Raw genomic sequence first — 3,645 nt, 5'->3', positions numbered from 1 at the left:
GCGGCCGTTCTTCCGCGGCGCCACGAGCGCGACCCCCGCCGCCTTCGCGTCGGCGAGGACCGCCCACAGAAGCGGGCTCGCGAAGTCGTCGAGATAGATCCACGAGTCCGGGCCGCGCCAGTGGTCGCCGCCGTCGGAGAGCTGGAGCGGCTGGAGCTGTTGCAGCACGCGGAACTGCGCGGGCTTGTACTGGCCATGGTGGTCGCGCCGCGCGAACGTCTGCCAGCTCAGCGTGCCCTTTCCCCAGCGGCCTGTGCCGGGGTTGAAGCTCACGGGCCGGATCCCGAGCTTCGTGCCCTCGCGGCGCTGCCGCGCGTAGGCCGCGCCGAAGCGCTTGCGTGCCTCGCCGTCGAGGTCGCGGAGCTCGAACTGAAGACCGAGCGGCGTCTCGCGGGTGGGGCGCACCGCCGCGCTCGGGGCGAGGATTTCGGCGAGGGCCGCGCGCCACGCGGGTTGCGTGGGGGCCGTGGAGGGGAGGGCGGGGGTCTGCGCTGCCAGGCCCATGCGCGCGCGGACCGTCTGCTCGTTGGCCACGAGCAGCGCGGCTAGGACGTGCTTGCAGTCGCTCGCGACGGGGCACGAGCACCAGCCGCCCGCGAACACGTCGCGGCCCGAGACGCGGCGAATCCGGGCGACGCACTCGTACGGTTCGTCCTCGCTGCCCTGGACCTGCGCCGAGAGCGCTCCCGTCTCCGCGTCCCAGTCAAGATTCAAGACGTGACCGCCCCGCGCATACGCCGTGGCACGCGCGATGGTCGCCGGGCCTACCGCGCGGATGAGCCCCGGCACGTCGACCATCGGCAGGTCGGCGGGGTTCGGCCCGGGCTGAGGCACGGCGGAGAGGGACACGCTGCAATCCTCCCACGCAGGCCCGACAACCCAGCGGGCCGCGGCTTGAGAACGCACTGTGTGCGCGAAAGCGCACGGTGGGTGCGAGTGCGCACATTGCGACGCTGTGGAACGTGCGCTCTCGCGGCAAACGTGCGCTCTCGCGGGAAGAGTGCGCCGCCCTACAGGGCGGTCGTGGCCTCCCGCGCCGCGGGCGCGACGTCGCCCGTGCCGAGGCCCACGAGGGTCCAGCCAGCGGCCGTCCACGCCTCGCGATCCAGGACGTTCCGCGCGTCGACCATGACGGGCCGCGCCACGATCTCGGCGAGCTCGAACGGGTTGAGCCCGCGATACTCGGCCCACTCGGTGAGCAGCAGGACCGCCTCGGCGCCCTCGCACGCGGTCGCGGCCGACCGCTCGAACTGCAGCTGCGGGTAGCGCATCCACGCGTTGTTGATGGCCTTCGGGTCCGTCACGACCACGTGGGCGCCCGCCTCGGCGAGCTGGAGCGCGACGTCGAGTGCGGGGGAGTCGCGGATGTCGTCGGTGTCCGGCTTGAACGCCGCCCCGAGCACCGCCACGCGGCGGCCCGCGACGGAGCCGCCGCACAGCTCCGCGGTCATCGCGGCGACGCGCCCGCGCTGGTTGATGTTGATCTGGTCCACGAGGCCCATCCACGCGTCGACCGAGCCGACCGCGAGCTCGCGGGCCTGGGCCCGGAACGAGCGGATGTCCTTGGGGAGGCAGCCCCCGCCGAAGCCGAGCCCCGCGGCGAGGTATCGCTGGCCGATGCGCGGGTCGAGGCCCATCGCGGCGGAGAGCTGCGTGACGTCGGCGCCGGCCGCGTCGCACAGTTCGGCCATCGCGTTGATGTAGGAGAGCTTCGTGGCGAGATACGCGTTCGCGGCCGACTTGATGAGCTCCGCCGTCGCGAAGTTGCACACGATGCGCGGGACTCCCGCGTGGAGGAGGGGCGCGTAGACTTCGTCGATCACGCGGATCGTGTTGGCGGCTGTCGCGCTCCCCGCGCCGGGCTCGGCCCCGTCCACGCCGTACACGAGGCGGTCCGGCACGAGCGAATCCTTCACGGCCGTGCCCTGCCGCAGGAACTCGGGGTTCCACGCGAGCTCGACGTCGGCCTGCGCGAGCCACTCGCGCACCCGGTGGACCGTCCCCACCGGGACGGTGGACTTGCCGACGACGACGGAGCCCGCCCGCGCGCGATCGGCGAGTGAGCGCGTGGCCGACTCGAGGTACGTCAGGTCCGCGAGCTCGCTCGTCTTCGACTGCGGCGTCCCGACGCACAGGAAGTGCACGTCGCAGTCCGCGACGAGGTCCATGTCGGTGGAGAACGTGAGCCGGTTGTTGGTGCGCCCGTCGGCGAGGAGCTCCTCGAGGCCGGGCTCGTAGAACGGTGCGAAGCCGCGCGAGAGGTGTCCCACCTTCTCGGCATCAGTGTCGATTCCCACCACATCGTGACCCATCGACGCCAGCGTCGCGGCGTGGACCGCTCCGAGGTAGCCGCATCCGATGACCGAGATCTTCATGTGGGTCCTTTCAGGTCAGGCGAGGGCGAGCGGCGCGCGGGCCGCGATGACGTCTTCGTAGTGGCGCACGAGCTGGTCGCAGATCGAGGACCACGTGCGGCCCTGGACGCTCTGCAGGGCCGCCTCGGCGAACGCGGCACGCTTCGCGTCGTCGCCGATGAGGTCCTGCACGTAGGAGCGCAGCTCGTTGAGCTGGCCGGGCGTGTAGAGCCAGCCGGTCTTGGAGTTGTCCACGAGGTCGAGGGGCCCGCCGCGGCCGGTCGCGACGACCGGCACGCCGGACGCCATGGCCTCCTGGATGGTCTGGCAGAACGTCTCGAACTCGCCCGGGTGGACGAACAGGTCGAAGCTCGCCACGAGCCGGGCCAGGTCTTCGCCCCCCTGGAAGCCCGCGAAGTACGCCGACGGGAGCTGGGCCTCGAGGGTCGGGCGCAGCGGCCCGTCGCCCACGATCACGAGCTTCGTGTTCGGCAGGTCGGCGAGCACGCGGAGGTCCTCGACCTGCTTCTCGGCGGCGAGGCGGCCCACGTAGCCGATGATCCTGCGGGGAGTCCCGTCGGGGGCAACTCCAGCGATGGAAGCCCGCCACGCGGCGTCGCGCTTTGACGGGTGGAAACGCTGGGTGTCGACGCCGCGGCGCCACATTTCGACGTCGAAGATGCCGCGCCCGCGCAGCTGGTTGATCGCGAACGACGACGGCGCGAGGGTGCGGTCCGAGAGGAGGTGGATCTTCTCGACCCGCTGCCACGCCCAGTTCTCGAGGAACGGGACGCCGTACCGGGCCGCGTAGCTCGGGACCTCGGTCTGGTAGATCGCCACAGTGGGGATGCCGAGGCTGTGGGCGGCGCGGACGGCGCGCCAGCCGAGCTCGAACGGGGAGGCGAGGTGGACGACGTCGGGCGCAAACTTTCTCAGGATGCGCTTGACTTTCGGGACGGCCCCGAACGCGACGCGGACCTTGGCGTACCCGGCCATCGGCATCGCCGGGAGGCGGCGCACGAGAGCACCGGAAACGTACTCGGGGCCGGGCGCGCCATCGCCGGCGGGGGCGATCACAAGGACCTCGTCGCCACGCTCCTGGAGATGGTCAAGGACCCGCAGGACTGAGTGGGTCACGCCGTTCATCTGCGGAAGGAACGATTCGGCAACTATCGCTATCCTCACGCTTCCACGGTCGGTGCGGTTCCTAACGAGATGGCGGAAACGCCGTGACGGAAAGGGGAAGCCTTGGTTAACGCGAGGGTTGCGAAGGTTGCGCGCGCAGGCCCGG

3 protein-coding genes are annotated in these 3,645 nt (G+C 71.5%); all 3 read right to left on the bottom strand.

Features of this window, described 5'->3' with window-relative positions; genetic code table 11:
* The coding region (locus tag ACLN58_RS19505; RefSeq protein WP_415856896.1) for an SWIM zinc finger family protein at window positions 1–849 on the bottom strand (849 nt) is incomplete at its 3' end.
* Between the two features lie 161 nt (window positions 850–1,010).
* Window positions 1,011–2,375 carry a UDP-glucose dehydrogenase family protein gene (locus tag ACLN58_RS19500; protein WP_415856895.1) on the bottom strand — a complete coding sequence of 455 codons (1,365 nt, stop codon included), beginning with the start codon at window positions 2,373–2,375 and terminating at the stop codon, window positions 1,011–1,013.
* A gap of 15 nt (window positions 2,376–2,390) precedes the next feature.
* On the bottom strand, window positions 2,391–3,539 hold the full coding sequence (locus ACLN58_RS19495) for a glycosyltransferase family 4 protein (protein ID WP_415856894.1): 1,149 nt from the start codon (window positions 3,537–3,539) through the stop codon (window positions 2,391–2,393).
* Window positions 3,540–3,645: the final 106 nt, after the last annotated feature.

The sequence above is a fragment of the Sinomonas sp. G460-2 genome, assembly GCF_047759905.1.
In the GTDB taxonomy this organism is placed as follows: Bacteria; Actinomycetota; Actinomycetes; order Actinomycetales; family Micrococcaceae; genus Sinomonas.
This window is presented reverse-complemented; position numbering and strand designations above follow the sequence as displayed.

Excerpts from the sequence above, each read along its gene's own strand:
- ACLN58_RS19500 (WP_415856895.1), bottom strand. The coding sequence starts at position 2,375 with ATGAAGATCTCGGTCATCGGATGCGGCTACCTCGGAGCGGTCCACGCC.